17 protein-coding genes are annotated in these 22,526 nt (G+C 67.3%); 8 read left to right on the top strand and 9 right to left on the bottom strand.

Annotation, left to right across the window (positions count from 1 at the left end; translation table 11 throughout):
* Window positions 1–309: 309 nt before the first annotated feature.
* On the bottom strand, window positions 310–2,301 hold the full coding sequence (locus tag EV643_RS37900; RefSeq protein WP_238166087.1) for an HNH endonuclease signature motif containing protein: 1,992 nt from the start codon (window positions 2,299–2,301) through the stop codon (window positions 310–312).
* Window positions 2,302–2,604: 303 nt separating this feature from the next.
* Window positions 2,605–3,315, bottom strand: a complete 711-nt coding sequence (locus EV643_RS37895; protein WP_133805047.1) for a VOC family protein — start codon at window positions 3,313–3,315, stop codon at window positions 2,605–2,607.
* Between the two features lie 168 nt (window positions 3,316–3,483).
* Between EV643_RS37895 and EV643_RS37890 the strand changes: the two genes are divergently transcribed.
* The gene (locus EV643_RS37890; protein ID WP_238166086.1) at window positions 3,484–3,870 is read left to right on the top strand and encodes a nitroreductase family deazaflavin-dependent oxidoreductase; all 387 of its coding nucleotides are present in this window, start codon (window positions 3,484–3,486) and stop codon (window positions 3,868–3,870) included.
* Here the strand turns inward: EV643_RS37890 and EV643_RS37885 are convergent.
* A complete protein-coding gene (locus EV643_RS37885) occupies window positions 3,857–6,223 on the bottom strand; it encodes a hypothetical protein (RefSeq protein WP_133805045.1) in 2,367 nt (788 codons plus the stop codon). The genes EV643_RS37890 and EV643_RS37885 overlap by 14 nt on opposite strands.
* Window positions 6,224–6,391: 168 nt before the next feature.
* On the opposite strand from EV643_RS37885, the gene EV643_RS37880 reads away from it, so the two are divergent.
* The 7 genes from EV643_RS37880 (at window position 6,392) to EV643_RS37850 (ending at window position 15,830) form a co-directional block, all read left to right on the top strand.
* A complete protein-coding gene (locus EV643_RS37880; protein ID WP_133805044.1) occupies window positions 6,392–7,432 on the top strand; it encodes a LacI family DNA-binding transcriptional regulator in 1,041 nt (346 codons plus the stop codon).
* Window positions 7,429–9,018: an FAD-dependent oxidoreductase gene (locus tag EV643_RS37875; RefSeq protein WP_238166085.1), complete on the top strand. Its 1,590-nt coding sequence runs from the start codon at window positions 7,429–7,431 to the stop codon at window positions 9,016–9,018. The genes EV643_RS37880 and EV643_RS37875 overlap by 4 nt, the downstream gene beginning before the upstream one ends.
* Window positions 9,019–9,057: 39 nt before the next feature.
* The gene (locus EV643_RS37870) at window positions 9,058–10,320 is read left to right on the top strand and encodes an ABC transporter substrate-binding protein (RefSeq protein WP_133805043.1); all 1,263 of its coding nucleotides are present in this window, start codon (window positions 9,058–9,060) and stop codon (window positions 10,318–10,320) included.
* A gap of 10 nt (window positions 10,321–10,330) precedes the next feature.
* Entirely contained in the window at window positions 10,331–11,290 is a 960-nt protein-coding gene (locus EV643_RS37865) for a carbohydrate ABC transporter permease (protein ID WP_202869937.1), read from the top strand.
* Window positions 11,280–12,146, top strand: a complete 867-nt coding sequence (locus tag EV643_RS37860) for a carbohydrate ABC transporter permease (RefSeq protein WP_133805042.1) — start codon at window positions 11,280–11,282, stop codon at window positions 12,144–12,146. The genes EV643_RS37865 and EV643_RS37860 overlap by 11 nt, the downstream gene beginning before the upstream one ends.
* An 89-nt stretch (window positions 12,147–12,235) precedes the next feature.
* Window positions 12,236–14,059: an ABC transporter ATP-binding protein gene (locus tag EV643_RS37855; RefSeq protein WP_133805041.1), complete on the top strand. Its 1,824-nt coding sequence runs from the start codon at window positions 12,236–12,238 to the stop codon at window positions 14,057–14,059.
* Window positions 14,052–15,830, top strand: a complete 1,779-nt coding sequence (locus EV643_RS37850) for an ABC transporter ATP-binding protein (RefSeq protein ID WP_133805040.1) — start codon at window positions 14,052–14,054, stop codon at window positions 15,828–15,830. Before EV643_RS37855 ends, EV643_RS37850 begins: the two co-directional genes overlap by 8 nt.
* On the opposite strand, the gene EV643_RS37845 is transcribed toward EV643_RS37850, so the two are convergent.
* Genes EV643_RS37845 through EV643_RS37820 form a run of 6 tightly spaced genes read right to left on the bottom strand, consistent with a single transcriptional unit; the run spans window position 15,821 to window position 22,524 of the window.
* The gene (locus EV643_RS37845; protein ID WP_133805039.1) at window positions 15,821–16,879 is read right to left on the bottom strand and encodes an ABC transporter ATP-binding protein; all 1,059 of its coding nucleotides are present in this window, start codon (window positions 16,877–16,879) and stop codon (window positions 15,821–15,823) included. The genes EV643_RS37850 and EV643_RS37845 overlap by 10 nt on opposite strands.
* Window positions 16,876–17,877 (bottom strand): ABC transporter ATP-binding protein, encoded by a 1,002-nt coding sequence (locus EV643_RS37840; RefSeq protein WP_202869936.1) that lies wholly within the window; start codon window positions 17,875–17,877, stop codon window positions 16,876–16,878. Before EV643_RS37840 ends, EV643_RS37845 begins: the two co-directional genes overlap by 4 nt.
* Window positions 17,861–18,790 carry an ABC transporter permease gene (locus tag EV643_RS37835; RefSeq protein ID WP_133805038.1) on the bottom strand — a complete coding sequence of 310 codons (930 nt, stop codon included), beginning with the start codon at window positions 18,788–18,790 and terminating at the stop codon, window positions 17,861–17,863. The genes EV643_RS37840 and EV643_RS37835 overlap by 17 nt, the downstream gene beginning before the upstream one ends.
* 3 nt (window positions 18,791–18,793) lie before the next feature.
* Window positions 18,794–19,798 carry an ABC transporter permease gene (locus EV643_RS37830; RefSeq protein WP_370452423.1) on the bottom strand — a complete coding sequence of 335 codons (1,005 nt, stop codon included), beginning with the start codon at window positions 19,796–19,798 and terminating at the stop codon, window positions 18,794–18,796.
* Between the two features lie 43 nt (window positions 19,799–19,841).
* Window positions 19,842–21,560, bottom strand: coding sequence for an ABC transporter substrate-binding protein (locus EV643_RS37825; RefSeq protein ID WP_133805036.1), 1,719 nt, complete (start codon window positions 21,558–21,560; stop codon window positions 19,842–19,844).
* 31 nt (window positions 21,561–21,591) lie between these two features.
* A complete protein-coding gene (locus EV643_RS37820; RefSeq protein WP_133805035.1) occupies window positions 21,592–22,524 on the bottom strand; it encodes an ROK family protein in 933 nt (310 codons plus the stop codon).
* Window positions 22,525–22,526 lie beyond the last annotated feature (2 nt).

The following is a 22,526-nucleotide window of genomic DNA, read 5'->3' as shown; positions in this document are numbered from 1 at the left end:
GCCCGTGGTCGGGCGGTCTTCGGTGTGGTGGCGAACCTCACTCGTAGATCACGGCAGACATAACGGTCCAAACGCTTGCGGCGTACGGTCTCCCACGACTGGCGCAGTACGTACGGCGGGCTCGGGTGAACAGCCTGGATGCCGCGGTGGCCGGAGCGCTCGGATATTGGTGTGCTGCCCAGGTCCGGTGCTGCCGACGAACCTGTCCAGGTGAGTTGGCGCGGTGAGTTGGATCGGCGGCGTTTTCGATTGCCCGGGTGTTGCGGCATGGCGGGGGCGCGCCGCACGCCGTTTGATGAGGCTGTGTTGTCAACCGCCGGGTGTGGTGGTTGGTCGGGAGTTGGTGTTAGGCGCGTGCGGCTGCCAATCAGCTGGTGATGTCGTTGGTGGTGGCGCCGGTGGGTCGGCCCAGGGATCCGGGGAGTCGGCGAACTCGCGGCGCAACTGTTCGTAGATCGGGAGCGGGCGGGCGGTACCGCCGAGTGGGTGGGGGCTGTCGCCGAGCGGACTCGCAGATCGGCCGGGCGGGCGCGCGATGACGTGATCTGTCCCGCCGGCGGTGGCTGGCGCGGTGGAATCGTTGTCCGGCCAGGGGTCTGGGCTGGTCGGACCGGTGCCAGGCGGGCGTGGCCGGGTGGTGTGGGTGTCCGGCTGTGTGGTTGGTGTGGTTTGCTCGTCGGCCCAGGGTGTGGTTGGCCTGGGCTCGAGTGTGGTTGGCCTGGGCTCGGGTGTGGTTGGCCCGGCACCTGGTGGAGTTTCTGGTGCAGGCTCGGGTGAGCCACCGCGTCGCCTCGGGGCGGGTGGCGCGTCGGGTGGGCTGGCGGTCCAGGGATCCGGCGGCGGTGCGGGAGTCCGGGTTGGGCTGGGGGCCCGGGCTGGTGTGCGTGTGGGGGTGCGGGTTGGTGTGGGGGTGGCCCAGTCGGGGCGGGATAGTTGGGGCTGGCCGTTGTGCATGGTGATGGTCCAGTGGCCGTGGTGCACGTCGATGTGGTGGCGCTTGCAGAGCAGGACCAGGTTGTCGACGCGGGTCGGGCCGCCTTCTGCCCAGTGCACGAGGTGGTGGGCCTCGCACATCGCCGGTGGGGCGCCGCACACCACGCAGCCCTTGTCCCGGGCGTTCAACGCACGCCGCATCGCCCGGTTCACGAACCGTTCCTCGGTGCCCACATCCAGGGGCTCGGAGTTCGCGCCCAGTACGAGCGGGATGATGCCGGCGTCGCAGGCCAGCCGGCGGATCGCGGCCGCCGACAGGGTGCCGCCGTGGGCCAGGTCGCCGGTGCCGGTGCCGGCGAGCAGGTCGGCCAGCGAGATGGTGACGGTGATGTGGGGTTTGATGCCGCCGTGGGCCGGGGCGGCACCGGTGGCGGCGGCGGTGTGCAGGATGTCGGTGAGGCCGTCGGCCTGGAGTTTCCCGCGGCTGCGCGGGTCGCGCTGCCCGTCGGGGGTCTTGTGCGGTTTGGAGTTGGCGAACACCATCGTCTGCAGCAACTCGGCGTTGTCACCGGCCAGGAACCCGCCGAACTTGATGCCGTCGTCGGTCCGCTTCAACCAGAGCCGTTCGTTCGCGGCGGCGCGTTTCTCGGCCGGTTCGGGGCCGTCGGTGTCGAGCCGGTTGCGGACCTCCCGGCCGAGTTTGCGCAGCTCGCCGGGCGGCAACACCTGGGCGGCCTTGACCATCTGTTCCTCGGCGAACCGGAGGCTCTCGGCCGAGACCCGCGCCGAGGACGGGATCTTGTCCAGCGCATCGACGATCACGGCCGCCTGGCCAGGGTGCAGCAGCAGCGGACCGGCCGTCGGCTCCCCATCCAGCTCCGCCGCGTCCGCGTGCTCGGTCTGCTCCGCCGCGTCCGCGCCCGCCGCTGTCTCCGCATCCGCATCGGTTGCCGCCGTCTGTCCGTCCCGGTCGGCGTCGGCGGTCGCCTCCGCGTGCGCAGACGTCTCGCCGCTCGTCGCGTTCGCCGTCACGTCGGTCGCGGTTTCCTCTGCTGGTGCTGGGGTTTCGGTGTCGGGTGGTGTGGGGTCGGTGTGGAGGGCGGCGGAGACCGCTGTGTACTTGGGGAGGGCGTGGGCGAGTTTGAGGTCTCGGCGGACCTCGGTCGGATCGAGGCGGTGGCGGATCGCGATCAGGTTGACGGTGTCGCGGGCGCCGAGTTCGGTGGCGTAGCCGTCGGTGTCCAACGCGGCCAGCAACTCCAGGCGGCGGGTGGACAGGCGGGTCAGGTCGGCCTGCAGTGTGTCGAGGGCCGTCAGCTTCTCGCTGCCGGTCATCGACCACACGGGCCGTTCACGCAACCTGTCCATGCGAAAAGCCTAGATGATGCCGCCGACAGTTTCTGAGCTCAGAAGGCCTTATCTATAAGGGATCTGAGGATTGGCAAGTTCCTGCCACTATCCACAGGGCAGCGCGCCGAGGAGGCCGCCGGCGAGCACGGCACTCAGGTAAGGGATCCATGGAATGGCAAGGTCCTGCCACTATCCACAGGCGGCCGCGGTCAAGGTCGAGCAGGGCGCGGGAGATCAACCCAGGTCGACCTTGAACTCCCACCTGACCAGGCCGCCGAGCGCTACCAGCCGACGGACGAACGCTGAGCCATCAAGACCCTCCTACGGCCCTGATCGTCGCCGGGCTTGGCGGGGTGACGAAGGTAGGCGGTTGCCGTCTGGGTCGTGCGCGTCTTCTCTGGGGGCGGGCATTTCGAGACCGAGGTGGTCGACGAGGGTGGTGGCCGAGGGCAACGATGGGCAGAGTTTCAGGGTGTCGTCGCCCATCCGGAAGTAGACGGCGTCGTCTGGTCGGTCCGGCGTCCAGCGCTGCATGCCGAGGTGGCCGCCGTAGAACTCGATCGCCGCTTCGAGATCAGGTGCAACCAGCGCGACGAAGGACAGGCGACGTACCGGACCTGAAGTGATTGGTGGAACGCGGAAGTCTTCCGAACGCTGCAGGAGTTCGATGCGCGTGCCGTTCGGGTCGGCGAGGAATGCGAGTCTGCCCTGGCCGCTCCTCGCGATCCGGGGCGCGGAGAGCTCGGCGTACCCCGCATTGATCAGCCGCGCATAGTCGCCGTCCAGATCGTCGGTCATGAAGGCGACATGGTTCAGGCCGTACGTCGCCTCCGGATCGGCGGCCTGGCTGTGCAATAACTCCACCAGTCCGGTCGCGAGCTGGACGTGCACCCGGTCGACCCGCGAGCTCGACATGAACAGCCGATCGACCACCTCCGCGCCGATCGTCTCGGTGTAGAAGGCCAAACTGGCATCGAGGTCCCTGATCCTGCCGCCGACATGATTCAGCTCGTAGATCACGGAAGCCATCATGGCAAACGTTTACCAACTCCTGTCAAGAGTGGTCAGGAATCAAGAAGCACCGGTCGTCGGGCCGGAACTAGCGTTATCGCCATGGAGACCAAGAACCAGCAAGTCGGTAGTCGAGTAGAGCGCAAGCCCGGTACGCCTGGGCCGTTGTCACGGTGGATTCAACGGAAGATGAACGCTCGTACGAGCGTCAAGATCCGCCGGGGACGCAGCAAGATGATGGGCATGGATCTGCTGATCCTGAACACGGTCGGCCGCCGGAGCGGACAGCCGCGAGAGACGCCGCTGGCGTGGTTCGCCGACGGTGACTCGTGGTTGGTCGTCGCATCGGGTGGTGGAAGCCAGCACCCCGACTGGCACGGCAACTTGATGGCGCACCCCGAGAGCGTGTCGGTCGAGCTGCCCGGACACGACGCCGCGCCGGTGACGCCGTACCAGCTTGCCGGCGCCGATCGTGACGAGGCCTGGCAGCGCATCACCGCCGCCCAGCCCCGCTACGGGAAGTACCAAAGCAAGTCCGACCGGCAATACCCGGTCGTCCGGCTCACCCCACGGTGACTACAGGGCGGGGGCGTCCTTGGCGGCAGCCGGGCAGCGTGTTGACGCCGCGCCTCGCTTGCGGTGTCAGGCCGTAGTAGATCCTGGGTGCGCCGTCGAGGGTGAGGGTCACCTGGCCGTGGGCCGGCGACAGTTGCTGGGTCCGGCCGATCGCGTCCACCCGTTGTACGACGTTGCCAGCGGCAACTGTGAGCGGGGTCTTGGTCGGCCAGGGGTCGATCCAGACTTCCGGTGCGGGGAAGTGCCAGTCGGTTCGTTGGCCGGTGGTGTTGAGTAGGTAGCCGTCGGCCCGGTTCCACAGCACCGTCGCCGGGCCGTCGGGTGTGTCGAACCACAGGCCGAATGTCTTCGGGTCAGGGAAGGTCAGCCAGCCCCGGAACGTCGCTAGGTCGAGCCGGCGGGCGGCCGTCGCGTAGGCCAGTAGCGATGGCTTCGGGCTGAGATCGCGGTTCATCAGGCCGAAGTGGTATTCGACATTGTCCGGATCGGCGATCTGCGGCATGCCGAGCACGCTGTCGTGGAACTGGTACCAGCAAACGCACTTGATGCCTTCGGCCTTCGCCAGCGCCAGACTGAGCAGGATGTTCTCCGCCGCGTGCCGGTAGGTGTCATGCCACCAGCTGTTCGGCTTGGTCGCCGCGTAGGCCTCGGTCAGCCAGATTTCCTTCTCGCCGTACTGTGCCATCAAAGTCTTCAGCTGTTTCAGTCCGCCGTAGAAGTTCCAGTAGCTGCCTTCGGGTCCGGATCCCCAGTCATCGCCCGGCGGTACGTAGTCCGGGGTGAAATTGCCGCGTCCCGGGTGATAGGCGAATGCATCGATCAAGTCCCAGCCGCCGGCCGCGATGAAGTTCTGCACCCATGGCTTGTCCATCCCGGCCAGGCCGTTGTTCATCAGTTTGATGGTCGCGCCGGTGGCGGCCCTCCGGTCGAATACCGGTCGCAGCGCCTTGTCCAGGTAGGCCTGGGCGGCGACTCCGGTGTTGAACGGCCGGTTGAGTTCGTTGCCGACCTCGAAGTAGCCGGCGCCGGCACCGGTTGCCACCGACAACTTGTCGGCGGCCCACGCGGCCGCCACGGCATCGGTCACTTCGAGCGACGGCTGCAGTTCGATGTTGTGCCGGATGCCCCGCGCGTCGAACGCGGATGGCGGCAGACCCGGGCCACCGTCGTACGCGATGCGGACCATGCTGATGCCGACCCGCTCCCACAGGTCCAGCAGGGCATCGGCGCTCGGTCGTTGCAGCCACGGATAGTTGGCGATCCCGAACATGCTGTCTGCGGATAGATAGTCGTACGGCGGCAGCGTGGCGAGGTTCGTCCGGGCGAACGCCTCGTCGTCGCCGGACCGGACCACCACCTCGGCCATCGCGATCCCGGCGGCCGGCGCGGGCACGGTGAAGGTGTACTGCCACGTTGCCGCCGCCGCGATGCTGCCCGTCACCGTGGTCCCGGCCAATTGGATCCCATCGAAGTCGCGCACTGACAACTGCAGTTCGGCCGACCGGGCAGCGCCGCCGTTCGCGACCAAGGCGGTCAGCTCCATCGGCTCGCCGCCGGCGTCGTACAGGTTGAAGGGGCGGTTGGTGGTCAGTTCGAGGCCCAGTTCGCGACCGCGACCGATCGTGGCCGTTGCAGATGGTCTGGTCTCGGAGAAGAAGAAGTCGGCCCGGCTGGTCCAGCCGCCGGCTGGGTCCGGTACGCCGGGTGCGTGCATCCACGTCGCGTTCGTCCAGGCCTGACGTGATCGGTCCAGCAGGAACAGCCCGTCCAGGTTGCTGCCCCAGGTCGAGGTGTGCGCCACCCCGACGGTGTCTTCGTACGGGATTCCGCCACCGGCGTCGCGGATCCATTCGGTGACCGGGATGTAGGCGTCGGGCGCCGTCGGCGCCTGGATCGCCCGGCTGAACAGGAAGCCGTCCGGCAGCAGTGTGTCAGCGCCGGTGATCCGCCATTCCAGCGTGGCGTGGTTGGTGGAGACGCTGAACCAGCCGACCACGGTGGTCGATCCGGCCGCGGCGTCGAAGGTGTAGTCCATCCGGATCGCCGGCGTACCGTCGGGCAGTTGGGCGAGTGCCGGCGTACCACCAGTGGACAGGTGGATGCCGGTGAGCTGGTCCTTGAGCTGGAACCTCGATCCGGCGGATCGGGTGACGCCGGCCGCGTCGCGAATGGCGAGCCGGCCACCGATGCTCGCCAGCAGGCTGATCCCGCCGGCGGTCAGGGTGACGTCGCCGGCCGCGGCGTACGCCGTCACCGGGGTGGGCTCGGCGATCAGTACCACGCCGGCCGCGAGCGCCGCGCCGAGGAAGCCGCGGCGACTGAGGTGGGGGAGTTGCGGGTGCTGGGGTGCCATCGTCTACTCCTGTCCGACCGCGAGTCCTTGATAATGCCTATCTGCATCGCGGTGACACGGACGCTCTCAAGCGGATCGCCTGACTGTCAAGGGGCAGTTGCGTTTTCGTTTCCAGCGGATTAAGGTCACCGGTGTTCGATGCAGATAGGCATTATCACTGGAGGATCGATGCCGCCGAAGCCTCGCCGGGTGACCCAGCGGGAGATCGCCGAGATCGCGGGCGTCAGTCAGACCACCGTCTCGGTGGTGCTGAACGACCGCGACGGCAGTAACGTGCGCATCCCCGAAGAGACCCGGGCGCGGGTCAAGCGGGCGCTCGAGCAGGCCACCTATGTCGCCGATCCGGCGGCCCGAAGGCTGGCCGGTCTGGACAACCAGATCATCGGCGTCTTCACCTACGAGGCGGCCCTGTCACCCGAGAGCATGGACTTCTACGGTCCGTTGCTGAACGGCATCGAGCGGGCGGCCGAGCGGATCGGCTGGGACCTGCTGTTCTTCACGTCCTCCCCGGTCGAGAACGGCACCCGCAGCCTGTTCCACCGCAAGACCCGGCTCCGGCTGGCCGACGGCTGCATCCTGCTCGGTCAGCAGATGGTCGGATCCGAGCTGGAGCGGTTGGTCGCCGAGCAGTTCCCGTTCGTCGCGGTCGGCCGCCGGGACGAGACGGCCGCGCCCGTGCCGTACGTCGGGATCGACTACGTCACCCCGACCGCCGCCGTGATCGACCAGGCGGTGAACAGCGGACACCGGCAAGCCCTGTACGTGCATCGCGGCCGGAATACGCCGACTGCGAGAGACCGGCGCGGTGCGGTCGAGGCAGCCTCGTCGGCGGGCCGCCTTGCGTTCATGCTGGTCGGTGAGGAACTCGTCCCCGAGTTGCCCCGGCTGGCCAGAGCCACCGGCGCCACCTTGATCATCGCCGAGGATGCCTTCCTCACCGAGGATGTCGTCCACGCACTCGTCGGCGCCGGAGTATCGGTGCCGGACGAGATTTCCGTCGCCGCGCTCGGCGAGGTCCGTGGACATCGCACCGACGGACGGGCGCTGACCGGCTTCCATGTGCCGAGGGAACAGGTGGCATCCGAAGCGCTGGAGTTGCTGCAGCTGCTGATCACCACCGACCCGCAGGAGTGGGCCGGCCTGGACGCGCAGCGGCTCCTGGTGGCCGAGGTCGAAGCCGGCGACACCATCGTGGGCGTGTCCTCGTGATCACCACCGAGGTGGCCATCGTCGGTGGCGGTCTCGGCTCTGTTGCGGCCGCGTTGGCGTTGCTGCAGCGCGGTCGCCGCGTGGTGTTGACCGAGGAGTACGCCTGGCTGGGCGGCCAGTTGACGTCTCAGGCCGTGCCGCCGGACGAGCACATCTGGGTCGAACAGTTCGGCGTCACCGCGCGGTACCGGACGCTGCGGGACGACATCCGCCGCTACTACCGAGACCACTATCCGCTGTCGTCGTCGGCCCGCGCCGATCGTGAACTGAACCCAGGTCGCGGCCGGGTCAGCCGACTGTGCCACGAGCCGCGGGTAGCGCTCGCGGTGATCACTGCGATGCTCGCGCCGTACCGGTCGGCCGGTCGGCTGACGGTGTTGGAACCTGCGGTTCCGGTCGCGGCCGAGGTCGCGGACGGGGTGGTCCGGACGGTCACTGTGGTGGACCCGCGGACCGGGGTTGAGACCGTCATCAAGGCGGAGTACGTCCTGGACGGCACCGAGACCGGTGATTTGCTACCGCTGACCGGGACCGAGTACGTGGTCGGTGCCGAGGCGCGATCCGACACCGGCGAGCCGAGTGCAGCCGAGGTGGCTGACCCGGCCAACGTGCAGTCGATCGCGTGGTGCTTCGTCTTCGATCACGTCGCTGGTGATCACACGATTCCGCGGCCGGACGACTTTGACGAGTGGCGCGCGTTCGAACTGCCGTTCTGGGGCGCGCCGATGCTGTCCTTCACCGCGCCGAATCCACGCACGCTGGTGCCGGAAGAGCGGACCATGTTCGTCAATCCGGACCACGACGTCTCCGGGGATCCGCGGTTCGACGCGGGTGATCAGGACCTGTGGCAGTTCCGCCGGATCGCCGCCCGGCAGACGTTCGCGGACGGCTTGTACGACAGCGACATCGTGCTGGCCAACTGGCCGCAGCTCGATTACGTCGGCGGCTCGATCATCGATACCGACGAACGGCTGAAGCACCTGGCCGCGGCGAAAGCGCAGTCCCGGGCGTACGTCCACTGGCTGCAGACCGAGGCGCCTCGTCCCGATGGCGGCCGCGGGTGGCCCGGATTGCGGTTGCGCGGTGATCTGGTCGGGACCGCCGACGGGTTCGCGCAGGCGCCGTACATCCGGGAATCCCGCCGGATCAAGGCACTCACCACCATCCGCGAGCAGGACATCTCGATCAAGGCTCGCGGGTACGACGGACCGGCCCGCTTCGACGGGTCCGTGGGGGTCGGGATGTACCGGATCGACCTGCATCCCTCGACCGGCGGCGACAACTACATCGACGTCGAGTCGGCGCCGTTCGAGATCCCGCTCGGTGCCCTGGTTCCCGTCCGAACCCAGAATTTGGTGCCGGCGGCAAAGAACATCGGCACCACGCACATCACCAACGGCGCTTATCGATTGCATCCGGTCGAGTGGAACATCGGTGAGTCCGCGGGGGAGCTCACCGCGTTCTGCCTCGACCGTGGGCTCAGCCCGCAACAGGTCGCGACCGATCCGGCGCTCGTCGATCAACTCCAGCGCCGCCTGGTCGAGGCCGGCGTCGAACTGCACTGGCCCGAAGTCGTCGGCTACTGAGCAATGTCAAGGCCGCATCTCACAGTAGGGACCCACATCATGATCAGAGCAAAGAAGGTGCTGACCGCTGTCGCGTTGACGACGGCGCTCGGGCTCGCCGCGGCGTGTGCCGGGCCTTCACCCGAGGCGCCGGGTACGGCGGCGGAGCTGCGGATGACGGTCTGGACCTCGAACGAGGCTCAGCTGAAGCTGCTCACCTCGATCGGCGACGCCTACCGGGCCGACCACCCGGAGGTCTCGAAGATCACCTTCGAGAGCCTGCCGTTCGCCGACTACAACACGACTCTCACCACCCAGATCGCCGGCGGCAACGCCCCGGACCTGGCCTGGATGGGGGACCTGTCGAAGGATCTCATCGCCTCCGACGCACTGGTCGGGCTGACCGACAAGCTGAAGGCCACTGACGGCTGGCAGTACGACGATCTGCTGGGCAGCGTGACCGCGGAGTTCAGCCGCGACGGCACGTTGTACGCGTACCCGTTCTCCAACTCGCCGTTCGCCCTGTACGTGAACACCGATCTGCTGGCCAAGGCCGGGCAGAAGGTCAACCCGGCCACGCTGACCTGGGACCAGGTCGCGGCCGCCGGAGCCGCCGTACACGCCAAGACCGGGAAGGCCGGCTTCGTCATCCGCGACTTCGACTACAAGTCGTGGAACACGCTGGCCACGGTGTGGACCGGGTGGGGCGCGGCGGCGTGGAGTGCGGACGGCAAGACCTGCACGTTCGCCAGTCCCGAGATGGAGCAGGCGTTCACGTTCCTGCACGACGCGGCGTTCAAGACCAAGGCGATGCCCGGTCCGGGCACCACGGCCGACTTCTTCGCCGGTGATGCCGCGTTCACCATCGCGCAGGTCTCCCGCGCGTCGCTGCTGACCGGCTCGTTCAAGTTCGGGCTCTACGCACTGCCGACGGGGCCGGCCGGTAAGTACGCCGTACTCGGTCAGGCCGGGGTCGGCGTACTTGCCTCTAGCAAGCACCAGGATCAGGCGAAGGACTTCCTTGTGTACTTGACGAATCCGGTGAATGCCGAGAAGCTGGCTCAGTTCTTCCCGCCGCCGCGGAAGTCGTTGCTGACCGGTGCGAAGCTTGCCGCCAACAACAAGGTGCTGAACGCCACCCAGCTGCAGACCGCGGTGGTCGACCAGCTGCCGAACGCCGTCACCCTGCCCAACCACACCAGCCCGGCGGAGATCGCCCAGAAGGGTAAGACGGCGCTGGACGCGATGTGGCGAGCCGACGCCGACATCCCTGCCGTACTACGCTCCGTCTGCACCGCGATCGAACCGATCCTGGCCAAGTGACACCGCGACGATGACCACGACGACACAGCCGCCGGAGCAGGTCGTAGTACCGGCTGCCGCGAAGGCCAGACGGGCATCCGGGCCGAGCTTCTGGACGACTCGTCGCCGGGATGTCCTGACCGGTTACCTGTTCATCCTGCCGCAGCTCGCCGGCGTCGCGGTGTTCGTGCTGCTGCCGGTCGGGATGGCCATCTGGTACAGCCTGAACGACTGGAACGTCTTCACCGGAAAGCAGACCTTCGTCGGTGGCGAGAACTACGCGGCCCTGGCCGACGATCCGCAACTGCCGAAGGTGCTGCTGGCAACGGTGATCTTCTCCGGCGGGGTCGTGGTCGTCAACATCACGCTCGGGCTGCTGATCGCCGTACTGCTCAATCGGCGGTTCCGCGGTGTCACTCTGTTCCGGACGTTGTTCTTCTCGCCGGTGGTTGTGTCTGTAGTCGCGTGGACTCTGGTCTGGGGCTTTCTGTTGCAGGACAACGGCGGTATCAACGGCCTGCTCGGCGCGGTCGGGATCGACGGTCCGAACTGGTTGCAGCACGGCGATACCGCGATGGTGTCGGTGGTCATCACTCAGGTGATCCGCAGTGTCGGGGTCAACATGGTGCTGTTCCTGGCTGCCCTGCAGGGCGTACCGGAGGAACTGTACGAGGCTGCCCGGATCGACGGTGCGAGTAGTCGTTCTGTCTTCGCTCGGATCACGTTGCCGCTGATCTCACCGACGTTGTTGTTGACGGTGATCGTCACGGTCGTTGGGGCACTGCAGTCGTTCGCGCAGATCGCCGTACTGACCGGTGGTGGGCCGGAGTTGTCCACCACGGTCCTTGTGTACTACGTGTTCCAGCAGGCGTTCGAGTTCAACGACATCGGCTACGGGTCGACGCTGGCGCTGATGTTGCTGAGCTTCGTCATGCTGCTCACCTTGCTGCAATGGCAGCTGCGCCGGAAGTGGGTGTTCTATGAGGACTGACGCTCGTACTTCGTCTGCGGTGGCCGTCCCGCGGAGGGTGCGGCGGGCGCTACTGGTGATCGCGCTGGCCGTGCTGGCGGTCCCGTTCGTGGTGCCGACGATCTGGATGGTGGCCGCATCGGTGAAGCCACTGGCCGAGATCTTCGATGCCCCGCCGTCGCTGTGGACCGACTCGCCGACCCTGTCCGCGTACGCCGAAGCGTTCACCTTCCAGCCGTTCGCCCGGCAGTACGTCAACAGTGTCTACATCGCCGTCGTCGTCACCGCGATCACGTTGTTGGTCTCCAGCCTGGCCGGGTACGCGTTCGCGCGGATCCGTTTCCCCGGGGCGAATGCGCTGTTCTTGGTGGTGCTGACCGGCCTGCTGGTCCCGAGCGAGGTGACCATCGTGCCGCTGTTCCAGTTGTTCAAACGGGCCGGCCTGATCAACACCCATTGGCCACTGATCCTGGTGACCTCATTGGCCGCGCCGTGTGTGCTCGCCACGTTCATCATGCGGCAGTTCTTCATCGCGCTACCGCTCGAGCTGGAGGAGGCCGCCCGCCTCGACGGTCTCGGCCGCCCGGCGATCTGGATGCGAATCTGCCTGCCGCTGGCCAAGCCGGCCCTGTCCGCAGTCGCGATCCTGACGTTCCTCGCGTCCTGGAACCTCTACCTCGAACCCACGGTCTACCTCACCTCACCCGAGATGTTCACCCTGCCCCAGGCCCTGACCCGATTCACCGACGCGTACGGCGGCCAGATGTGGAACACCCAACTCGCGGCCGCCACCATGACCGTCCTCCCCATGCTCATCGTCTTCGTCCTGGCCCAACGCCACTTCGTAGAAGGCCTAGCCCACTCCGGCCTCAAGTGAGGGGTCTAGCGGTGGTCGGAGTGGCCTAGCGGCTCTGCCGGGAGGAAACTCGGGTGCTTTTGTCGGTGGGGGTGGTTACGGTCGGTTGAGTGCTGACTCTGCTTCGGTATGCGGTTCGGGTTTCGCCTGGTAGTACTGCTTTGACGATGGGTCTTGCTGTGCTCGGCTCGGTGCTGGGGATGGCGGTCACGTTGCTGACCGGTCAGGTCGTCGGGGCTGTGCCAGGTGTGATCGATGACGCCCCGGGTGCCATGTCGGTCGCCGGGTTCAGCTGGCTGCTCGCGGCGCTGCTGGCCGTGTTCGTCCTGCAGAGTCTCACGCCCGCGATCCACCAGGTGGCGATGATGATCATGGACGCGGCGCTGGTCCGGGAGATCGGCGTCGGCATCACCGAGCCGTTGCTCCGCCCGCGCAGCGTCGCGCACCTCGAGGACACCGAGGTGCTGGACATGCAGGAACGGGCGAAGGGCAAGGGCGGATTCCATCTCGCGCAGGGCTTGGGGAATCTGCCCTGGCTGCTCGCCAGCCGGGTCACGCTGGTCGGCTCGGCGGTCATCGTCGGGGTGATGTTCTCCTGGCTCGTCGCCGCGATGCTGGTCGCGGTGACGTTGCTGCTGGAGTGGTACGGCGGCCGCCTGATAGCGCGCGAGATCGACGTCTGGTGGGGCAACACCGAGGAACAGCGGCGGGCCGAATACCTGTTCAACCTCGGCATGCGTGACGCGCCCAAGGAACTCCGCGTCTTCGGGCTGCACGGTTGGCTGGTCGAGCGGTATGTCCGTGAGTGGACCGCGGGATTCCGCCCGGTCTGGGAGCGGCGCCGCAAGAACGTGAAGTGGTCCGTCCTCACCGGCGGCCTGCATCTGGCCGCGAACGGCCTCGCGATCCTGCTCGTCGGCCGCGCCGCCCTCGACGGTCGACTGCCCTTGACCGAGGTCGCGACGACTGTTCCGGCGATCCTCGCCATCGGCGTGTCGATGAACGGGTACGGCGTCGTCCAGGTGCGGCGCGGGCTGTCGGCGTACCGGGCGATGCAGGAGTTGCCCGACACGATCGCCGAGCGCCACCCCGAGCCGGTCGCGACGAGCAGACACCGGACGGAGACGATGCCGGCGCGCGAGGTCCGGTTCGAGAACGTCAGCTTCCGCTATCCCGACTCCGACAAGGACGTGCTCCGCGACCTCGACCTCACGATCCACGCGCACGAGGCGCTCGCGCTCGTCGGCGTCAACGGTGCGGGCAAGTCCACGTTGGTGAAGCTCCTCGGCGGCGCGTACAAACCGACCAAGGGCCGGATCCTGGTCGACGGCGTGGACCTCTCGGAGCTCGACCTGGCCGTCTGGCAGCGGCGCATCGCCGCGATCGTGCAGGACTTCCTCCGCTTCCCCTTGTCGGTGACCGACAACGTCGTGTTCGGCGCGGTCGAACGTGCCGACGATGAGATCGCGCTCGCCAAGGTTGCGCGGGAGTCCGGCATCGACGACCTCGTACGCCGCCTGCCGGACGGCTGGGACACCGTGCTCGACAAGACCTTCGACGGTGGCGTCGACCTGTCCGGTGGGGAGTGGCAACGGATCGCCCTGGCGCGAGCGCTGTTCGCCGTACATGCCGGGGCCGGTGTGCTCGTGCTGGACGAGCCGGCTGCCGCGCTGGACGTGCGTGCCGAGGCCGAGCTGGTCGAGCGCTACCTCGAGCTGACGTCTGGCGTGGCGTCGTTGATCATCTCCCACCGGTTCTCGGTGGTCCGCAACGCCGACCGGATCTGTGTGCTCGCCGACGGGCGGATCACGGAGGACGGCACACACGAACAACTCCTGGACCAGGGCGGGACGTACGCGGCGATGTTCCGCTTACAGGCCGAGCGATACGTGACTGCTCCGGAAGACCCGGAGAGCGAGGTCCTCGATGCGTAGCCTGCGGATCGCCTGGCTGTGGATGACCACGTCGTTCAAGGCCGCGCCGTTGCTGATGACGATCTCCTCGGTCCTCGTCGCGCTGCGGGCGGTCGCGGCGCCGACCCAGACCTATGGCGTCAGCCTGCTCGTCGACGGGCTGGCGGGGGACCGGTCGAGCACGATCGCACTGGGCATCGGCATCATCGTCGGCGGGCTGGCGGTCTCGTTCGTCGCCGATGTCGTGGGCTGGCCGTTGCAGGACACCGCGCAGGAACGGATGGCCGGTCGCGTGCACGCCGATCTGCTGGATGTGACGACAGGCATTCCAGGCCTGACACATCACGAGCGGCCCGATGTCGCCGACCGGCTGGAGCTGGTCCGCGAACGCGCTTGGCGGATGGGGGTCGGTGCCGAGGTACTGCTGTGGGCGTTCGCGACAGTGGCCAACACGGTGACCGTGCTCGGGTTGCTCGGGTCTGTGCATCCGCTGCTGTTGTTGCTGCCGTTGCTCGGTGCGTCCCGGATCTGGTCGGCGTACGTGAGCAGCACGCGGCAGCACAAGGCCTGGGAGGACTCGCTGCCGCAGGAGCGGCTGGTGGACCGGCTGATCGAGGTGTCGAAGGACGCGCGGACGGGGCTGGAGCTGCGAGTCTTCGGGCTCGGGCGGGTGCTCGTGGAGAGGATCTTCTCGCTGCAGACAGAGCGATACCGGCGACGGGTCGAAGCGGCGCGCTGGGGCGGCAAGGTCGACGGGACGGTGCGACTGGCGTTCGGCCTCGCGTACGCCGCGGCCGTCGTTTGGGTGATCGTCCGGGCGCGCGATGGACTGCAGACGGCCGGCGACGTCGTGCTCGTGTTGTTGCTGGCGCCGCAGGTGGATCAGATGACCGGCGGGATCGCGCAGAACGTCCACTGGGTAGGCGAGGTCGTGCGGAGCTTCAGCCGCTACGACTGGCTGCGGGAGTACGCGAAGGACAACTCGTGGCGGACCAGCACCGATCCCGCGCCGGCCCGGCTCAGCTCCGGCATCGAGCTGCGCAACGTCGGATTCTCCTACCCTGGCTCGGATTCCGCCGTACTGAGCAATGTCAGTCTCACCTTGCCGGCGGGCTCGGCCGTCGCATTGGTGGGCGAGAACGGCGCCGGCAAGACGACGTTGGTCAAGCTGCTCGCGCGGATGTACGACCCGACGACCGGTCACATCCTGGTCGACGGCGTGGACCTGGCGACGATCTCACCGGACTCCTGGCGGTCACAGCTCTCGGCGGGGTTCCAGGACTTCGTCAAGTTCGAGCTGACCGCCCGGGAGGTCGTGGGGATCGGCGACGTCTCAAGTGAGTCCGACGACGCGGTGCGGGCCGCGATCTCGCGAGGTGAAGCAGAGTCCGTGGTCGCCGGACTGCCGCTCGGGCTGGACACACAGCTGGGCAAGAAGTTCACCGACGGTGTCGAACTGTCCGGCGGCCAATGGCAGCGGCTCGCGCTCGCCCGGGCGTTCATGCGCGAACGGCCACTGTTGTTGCTGCTCGACGAGCCGACCGCGGCGTTGGACCCGGATGCCGAGCACCGGTTGTACGAGCAGTACGCCGCGGCTGCCAGGATCGCGGCGTCCGAGACCGGCGGTGTCACCGTCCTGGTCTCACACCGTTTCTCCACCGTCCGCATGGCCGATCTCATCGTGGTGATGCACAACGGCCGGGTCGAGGAGGTAGGCAGCCACGAAGACCTCCTCGCCGCCGGCGCCCGCTACGCCGAACTCTTCGAACTACAGGCCCGCGCCTACCGCTGACTCGGCTGATCGGGAGGTGTGCCGAGGGCCGGCTGGGCGACGTGGCAGGCTGCGTTGTGCCCATCGCCCAGCCGGCGGAGTGTGGGTGTTGTGTGGTGGCACTCGTCGACGACGAGGGGGCAACGCCACCGGAACCGGCATCCGGGGGTCGGGTCGATGACCTTCGGCGGCTCGCCGGTATCGCCTTCGACGCCGAGGCTGAGCGGCGCGCGGGGATCGGGTACGGCCCCGAGGAGTAGATCGGTGTAGGGGTGCTTGGGGTTGGCCAGTACCTCTTCTGTCGGACCGGATTCGACGATGTGACCGGCGTACATGATGACGAGGCGGTCGGCGACGTACCGGGCGCTGGCGATGTCGTGGGTGATGTAGAGGAACGAGACCCCGGCTGAACTGCGCAGCTCGGCCATCAGGTTGAGCAGGCCGATGCGGATCGACACGTCGAGCATCGACACCGGCTCGTCGGCCAGGATGAGCTTGGGCTTGTGGGCCAGGGCTTGTGCGAAGCCGATGCGTTGCCGTTGTCCGCCGCTGAGCTCATACGGGTAGCGGTGCATGATTTCGGCGGACGGTGTCAGTCCGACCGCCTCGACGACTCGCTCGGCCTCTTCACTTCGCTGAGCCCGGGTGAGGTCGGGGCGGTGCAGCTTCAGGCTGCGCAGGATGCCGTGGGAAACGCGGAAGGCGGGATTGAGGGAGCTGAACGGATCCTGGAACACCATCGGCACATCGCTGCGGTAGGCCAGCTGGTCCCGTCGCGATCGCATGCTCGACAGGGCGCGGCCCTGGTAGTAGATCTCGCCGCCGGTCGGTTTGTAGACGCCCGCGAGCAGGCGGGCGATGGTGCTCTTCCCGCTGCCGCTCTCGCCCGCGAGCGCGACGATCTCCTGCCGATCGACGGTGATGCTGACGTCGTCGACGGCGTGCAGCATCTTGGGGGAGAACCCGCGGCCGATCCGGAAGTGGCGGGTCAGGTTCTTGGTCTCGAGCAGCGGCGCCGTCGGTGCGGCCGCCGTATCGGCGTCGGTGGCGGAGACGCTCAGCTCGGTCATGAGGTCGCCTCCTGGACGGGCGCCGGCTTGTTGCTGGGGGCATGCAGCAGGCAGCGGGCCTGAACGGATCCGACTCGGTAGAGCTCAGGCTCGACCTTTGTGCAGTCGGCGAACGCTTCTGGGCACCGCGGATTGAAGCGGCAGCCGCTCGGCGGGTGGGCCAGGTTCGGAGGGCTCCCCGGGATCCCGGTCAGCGGCACCTTCGGTCCGCGGATCGACGGGAACGCGTCGAGCAACCCTTTGCTGTACGGATGCGCCGGATGATCGAAAACCGCACGAGTGGCACCCAGCTCGACCACCTGGCCGGCGTACATCACCAGGAGCTGGTCGGAGAAGTGGCTGATCAGCGACATGTCATGGGTGACGAACACGACCGCGAAGCCGAGCCGCTGCTGCAGGTCCTTGATCTGCAGCATCAGCGACCGCTGGGCCACCACGTCGAGGGCGGACGTCGGCTCGTCCATGATGATCAGATCGGGTGTGAACAGCAGCGCCATCGCGATCATGGCTCGTTGCCGCATGCCACCACTGAGCTGGTGTGGATAGCTCTTCAGGTGGATCGGATCGATGCCGACCAGGCGCAGTACTTCGGCCGGGCGATCGTCCGCCACCGGTTCGTCGTGCGCCATGATCGCGTCCCGGAACTGACTGCCGATGCTCTTCACCGGATTGAGGGCGTTCATCGCGCTCTGCATCACCACGGAGAAGTCGCGCCAGCGCAACGCGGCCAGCTTCTTCTCGCTCATGGCGACGAGGTCCTGGCCCTGGAACCGCACGCTTCCGCCGGTGATGGCGGCCGGTGGGCTGAGCAGCTGGGCGATGGCGAACAACAGCGTCGACTTGCCGCAGCCGGACTCTCCGACGACACCGACGAACTCACCGGCATGGACGTCGAGATCCACGTCGTCGACCGCGACGACAGGATGCGCTCCCGTGTCGTACTCGACGGTCAGACCGCGGACCTCGAGAATGGGCTTGCCCTCAATGTGACCGTGCACGTCGCCTCCGAACCGGCCGCAGCGCGGGGTTGCTGATCTCGTCGAACGCGTAGTTGAGCAGCGCAAAGGAAACGCCGAGCAGCGCGACCGCCAGTCCCGGCGACAGTGCCCAGGCGGGCAAGCCGTTCACCAGCGCCCCCTGGTTCTGCGCCCAGTAGAGCATCGTGCCCCAGCTGAGCGAGTTGGGGTCGCCGAGCCCGAGGAACTGCAGACCGGCGGCCGTCAGGACGGAGTACAGGGCGGCGCCGAGGAAGTTTGCGACGATCAGGGAGGTCATCGTCGGCAGCACCTCGACCACGATGATGTACGACCGGCGCTCACCCCGGACCCGGGCCGACTCGAGGAAATCACGGTTGCGCAGGGAGAGTGCCTGCGAGCGCATCTGCCGGGCGCCGTAGGACCAGCCGGTGACGATCAGGACGATGATGATCACGGTGAGGTTGCCCTTGCCGGCGTACGTCGCCAGCACGATGATCAGCGGGAACGTCGGCAGCACCAGGAACACATCGGTGAACATCGACAGCACGTTGTCGGCGACACCGCCGAGATAGGCGGCCGAGACCCCGATGAGGACGGACAGGATGGTCGCGCCCAGACCCGCGACGACCGCGATGATCAGGGATTCCCTGGTGCTGTAGACCAGTTGTGCGTACACGTCCTGGCCGAGGCCCGTCGTACCGAGCCAATGCTCGGACGAGGGATGCTGCAAGGGCATGTCGCCGATCGCCCGTGGATCACGCTCGAGCCACGGGACGAAGAGGTGCGGGAAGGCGGCCAGCAGGCAGAACAGGGTGAGTAGAACCGCACCCAGCATGGCCTTGCGGTTGTGCAGTACGGCACGCCACAGGCCGCCTCGCGGGCGGCGGCCCGCGGTCGGTGTAGGCGCGGCGGTACCGGCGACGATCGCGCTCATCGGTTACCCCTTCGTCCGGGCTCGTGGGTCGAGCAGGAACACCGCGAAGTCGCAGATCAGGACACAAATCAGCACGGCCAGGGTCACCAGCAGGAACAGGGCCTGCAGCAGCGGGTAGTCCGTGCTCACCGTGGCGTTGTAGAACATGTAACCCAGGCCGGGGTAGTTGAAGACGTACTCGACCAGGATCGTTCCGGAGATGACGAAGCCGAGCGACATCGCGAAACCGGAGAGGTTGGGCAGGAACGCGTTCCGGCCCGCGTAGCCGAACATGATGCGCCGGTTCGGGATGCCCTTGGCCCGGGCCATCCGGACGTAGTCCTCGGCCAGCGTGGTCACCATGTTGTTGCGCATGGTCAGGATCCAGCCGCCGATCGCGGTGATCAGGATCGTGCCGGCCGGGAGGATCCCGTGTTCGAGGACGCTGCTGATGAACGCCCAGTTGAGCCCCGGCGTCAGCCCGTGGTCGTAGTTGAAGTCGTTCGGCAGCACCGGATTGTTGCCGATCGCAAACAACGAGATCAGCAGCAGCGCCACCCAGAAGTACGGCAGCGCCGAGGTGACGATGAAGACCGGCGGCACGATCCCGTCGATCAGCCCGCCGCGGCGCCAGCCGGCGATGGTGCCGATCAGGGTGCCGAGGGCGAACGCCATGACGGTGGCGATGCCGACCAGGCCGAGCGTCCACGGCAGCGCGTCACCGATCAGCGTGGTCACCGGGACGCCGAGGCTGCTGCCGATCGACACCCCCCAGTGCCCGGTGACCATAGCTTTCAGGTACTCGCTGTACTGGAGCACGATGTTCTTGTCCGGGTCGAAGCCGAACTCGGCCAGCACCGTGCGCAACTGCTCCGGCGAGACCACCGAGCCGCCTTTGCTGAACCGTTCCCGCAGCGCCTGCTCGGGACTTCCGGGCATCATCCGCGGGATGAAGAAGTTCAGCGTCATCGCCGCCCAGAGAGTGAGCGCGAAGAAACCGAGACGACGAATCAGGTACCGCAAGGCCACCAGCTCCTCGTGCTCACTCCCATGGCACTACTACTTCTGCGCACTACTTCTGGGCCGACTTCGAGTACAGGTTCGCCACGACCTGACCGACGTCGGGGATGTTGTACGGCGCCGGCTGGGCGTAGGGGTCCTCCTGCGTCGGCCAGCCGCCGATGTCCTTGGTGTTGTACTGGTACCAGTTGACCGACTCGGTGGTCGGGATGATCGGCACGTCCTTGATCATGAACCCCGAGATCTGCTTGATCAGCTTGACCTGGGTGTCCGGGTCGGCACTCGCGTACTGGTCGAACAGCCTGTCCACCTCGGGGTTGAGGTAGCGCTGGTAATTGCTGCTGGCCTGCTGGCCGATCGGGGCGCTGTTCTTCGAGTACAGCAGTTGCCGCAGCTCGTAGTACGGCGTGGGGCCGCCGGACTGGCTGGAGTAGGCCAGGTCGTAGTCACCGGTGAAGAGCTTCTGGTTGTACGCCTGCTGCTGCAGGTCCGAGATGGTCAGCTCGATGCCGACAGCCGCGAGCTGCTGCTTGACGACCGCCAGCGACGCATCCCAGTCGGTGTAGCCGGTGACCGTGATGACGGTGAGCTTGAGCGGGTTGGACGATGAGTAGCCCGCGCCCTCCAGCAACTGCTTGGCCTTGTCCGGGTTCGGCTTGTCGTAGCCGGCGGCCGTCAGCGCGTCCTTGTCGAAGTACTTGTCGAAGGTCGGCGTGACCACGCCGGTCTGGTTCGCGGCCGGCTGGTATCCGCTCTCACCGATCTTGGAGATCTGCTCCCGGTCGATCGCGTAGGCGATCGCCTGCCGGACCGCGAGGTTGCTGGTCGCCTTGTGCGACGGGTCGAGGTTCGGGACGATCGCCACGCTCGCGGTCGGCGGGAACCAGTAGTTGTTGTCGGGGGACTTCGCCTTGTAGAACTGCTCGATGTTCGGGATGTACTGGCCGCCCCACTGCGCCTTGCCGCTCTGCAGGTCGAGGTTGGCCGGGTTGTTGTCCAGGTACGCCGGGTACTGGATCTTCTCCAGATACGGCTTGCCCGGCTGCCAGTAGGTGCCATTGGCAACGTAGGAGATGACGTTGCTGGTGCAGGAGCCGATCGTGAACGGCCCGGTGCCGACCGGCTTCGGGTTCGCCCAGGTGGCCGGCTTGGACGCCGCCTCACCGGTGGACCAGATGTGCTTGGGCACGATGCCGACCTGGTTCGCGAAGTTGAAGAAGTACGGCTCGGCCGGTGCCTTGAACTTCAGCGTGACCTTGTCACCGGCCGCGGTGACGCTGGTCAGGCCGGCGCCGGTCCACAGCGAATACAGGTCGAGGGCCGGCTGCTGCTTCATCAGGTTGAACGTGTAGGCCACATCGTCGGCGCTGAACGGCTGCCCGTCGCTCCACTTCACGCCCGAGCGGATGGTGAAGACGATCGAGTCCTTCTTCGGCGACCAACTGAAGCCGGTGGCCAGCATCGGGGTGGCGCCACCGTCCTTGAGCACGTTGACGAAGGTCAGCGGCTCGTACACGAAGCCGAGTGCCACCTGGTTGACCGATGGGTTGAACGGGTTGAACTGGCACGGCCAGGTCTGCCCGGCCACGTTGGCGATCGTGACGGTGCCGCCCTTCTTGAAGGCTCCCGACCCCTGACCGGCGCCGCTGCTCGTCGTAGCCGAGGGATTGCTCGACGCGGCGTCCCCGACCGGCTTGCTGCCGCCGCCACATCCCGCGACCAGTAAGCCCACCGCCACCACGGTGACGGCTACACGCTTGATGCTCCTCATCGTCCCTGCCTTCCACTGCTCGAAGTCCTGGTCATGTGAATGCCTCCTCGCCGAGGACGGCGCCGGCGGCCTCGACGCCAAGGGCGAGCGCACCGACGAGCGGCGCGTCCGAAGGGAAACGGGCCACCATCAGTTCCGGTGGGAAGGGGACGGCCGCGTCGAGGGCCCGGCGCAGATCAGGTGCGATCCGGGCCCACGAACCGACCAGCCCGCCGCCGACGACGATCCGGACCGGGTCGATGGCTATCGCGAGGTTGACGACGTGCATCGCCAGTTCGCGGTTGAACTCGTCGGCGAGCACGGCGGCGTCCGGCTGGGTCTCCGCCAACGCGAAGATCTCAGCCGCTGTCATCGGTCGCCCGAACTTGTCGCTGCCGGTCGCATCTAGCGCCTGACCGCTGACAACGTGCTCCAGGATCGTGCGCTCGGCCGGTTCGATCCACACGTCTACGGCTGTTCTGAGGTTGTAGCCGATCTCGCCGGATGCCCCGTGCGCCCCGGAGATCACGGTGCCTCCGGCAACGATCGCCGCCGCCAGCCCGGTACCGAGATTGAGGTAGATGCCCGGATCGCAGCCGGCCAGCGCACCCCATCGCAGTTCGGCCGCGGCGGCAGCCTTGACGTCGGTGCCGAGTCGGACGGGGACACCGGGGAAGGCGTCCCGTACCAGCTGTCCGAAGGCGATTTCGCCCCAGCCCGGAAAGGTCGGCGCGAGCTCGACCCGGTCGTCGTACGGTATGCCGAGGGTGGCCGCGCCCACCGCTGCGAGCTCCCGCTCGGGGGCGACGTCCGCCAGTAGTTCCCGCGCCGCAGTCAGTCCGCGCGCCATGGCCGCTTCGGCGCCGGCCTCGGCCAGACTGTTGACCGTCGTGACGCCAAGACGCCGACCGGTCAGATCGCCAGCCGCCACAGCGATCTTCGTACCGCCGAAGTCGAGGCCGAGAACGACCGGCGAACGAGTCATGG

Source organism: Kribbella caucasensis (assembly GCF_004361855.1).
Classification (GTDB): Bacteria; Actinomycetota; Actinomycetes; order Propionibacteriales; family Kribbellaceae; genus Kribbella; species Kribbella caucasensis.
The sequence above is the reverse complement of the archived record's forward strand: the minus strand, read 5'-3'. Positions and strand labels throughout refer to the sequence as shown.

Excerpts from the sequence above, each read along its gene's own strand:
- EV643_RS37870 (WP_133805043.1), top strand. The coding sequence starts at position 9,058 with ATGATCAGAGCAAAGAAGGTGCTGACCGCTGTCGCGTTGACGACGGCG.
- EV643_RS37820 (WP_133805035.1), bottom strand. The coding sequence starts at position 22,524 with ATGACTCGTTCGCCGGTCGTTCTCGGCCTCGACTTCGGCGGTACGAAG.
- EV643_RS37900 (WP_238166087.1), bottom strand. The coding sequence starts at position 2,301 with ATGGACAGGTTGCGTGAACGGCCCGTGTGGTCGATGACCGGCAGCGAG.
- EV643_RS37865 (WP_202869937.1), top strand. The coding sequence starts at position 10,331 with ATGACCACGACGACACAGCCGCCGGAGCAGGTCGTAGTACCGGCTGCC.
- EV643_RS37860 (WP_133805042.1), top strand. The coding sequence starts at position 11,280 with ATGAGGACTGACGCTCGTACTTCGTCTGCGGTGGCCGTCCCGCGGAGG.
- EV643_RS37885 (WP_133805045.1), bottom strand. The coding sequence starts at position 6,223 with ATGGCACCCCAGCACCCGCAACTCCCCCACCTCAGTCGCCGCGGCTTC.
- EV643_RS37850 (WP_133805040.1), top strand. The coding sequence starts at position 14,052 with ATGCGTAGCCTGCGGATCGCCTGGCTGTGGATGACCACGTCGTTCAAG.
- EV643_RS37880 (WP_133805044.1), top strand. The coding sequence starts at position 6,392 with ATGCCGCCGAAGCCTCGCCGGGTGACCCAGCGGGAGATCGCCGAGATC.
- EV643_RS37845 (WP_133805039.1), bottom strand. The coding sequence starts at position 16,879 with ATGACCGAGCTGAGCGTCTCCGCCACCGACGCCGATACGGCGGCCGCA.
- EV643_RS37825 (WP_133805036.1), bottom strand. The coding sequence starts at position 21,560 with ATGAGGAGCATCAAGCGTGTAGCCGTCACCGTGGTGGCGGTGGGCTTA.
- EV643_RS37835 (WP_133805038.1), bottom strand. The coding sequence starts at position 18,790 with ATGAGCGCGATCGTCGCCGGTACCGCCGCGCCTACACCGACCGCGGGC.
- EV643_RS37895 (WP_133805047.1), bottom strand. The coding sequence starts at position 3,315 with ATGATGGCTTCCGTGATCTACGAGCTGAATCATGTCGGCGGCAGGATC.
- EV643_RS37890 (WP_238166086.1), top strand. The coding sequence starts at position 3,484 with ATGAACGCTCGTACGAGCGTCAAGATCCGCCGGGGACGCAGCAAGATG.